The sequence below is a fragment of the Streptomyces bugieae genome (genome assembly GCF_036352915.1).
Lineage (GTDB): Bacteria > Actinomycetota > Actinomycetes > Streptomycetales > Streptomycetaceae > Streptomyces > Streptomyces endophytica.
The window spans coordinates 1-387 of the sequence record NZ_JAZBJP010000232.1 but is presented as its reverse complement, the minus strand read 5'-3'; the positions used below and the strand labels follow the sequence as shown (position 1 = coordinate 387).

At 64.9% G+C, this 387-nt stretch carries 1 protein-coding gene; it reads right to left on the bottom strand.

Going from position 1 to position 387, the window contains the following annotated elements; translation table 11 throughout:
• Positions 1–324, bottom strand: a 324-nt coding sequence (locus tag V2J85_RS41025; RefSeq protein ID WP_330824446.1) for an S-adenosylmethionine synthetase N-terminal domain-containing protein, incomplete at its 3' end; no start/stop codon positions are given.
• Between the last annotated feature and the right edge of the window lie 63 nt (positions 325–387).

Here is a 387-nt window from a genome sequence, read left to right as displayed (position 1 = left end):
GTCGACACCCTGGGCGATGTCCGGCGACTGCGCGCCGATGGAGACCGAGACGCCGCAGGACGCACCGTCGAAGCCCTTTTTCGAGGAGTCGTAGCCGATCTCCAGCACCTTGTTGCGCACGAGGTTGGGAATGTCGGCATACGCCTTGGTCGTGACCTCGCCCGCGACATGCACCAGACCGGTGGTGATCAAGGTCTCGACCGCGACACGCGAGGCCGGGTCCTCACGCAGAAGCGCATCGAGAATCGTGTCGCTGATCTGGTCAGCGATCTTGTCGGGGTGACCCTCGGTGACAGATTCCGAGGTGAACAGACGGCGGGTCATGAGTAGTCCTCGTTGATGGCCTGGTCAGGAGCGGTCGGACCGGGGCGGTGCGACCGGAGGGCG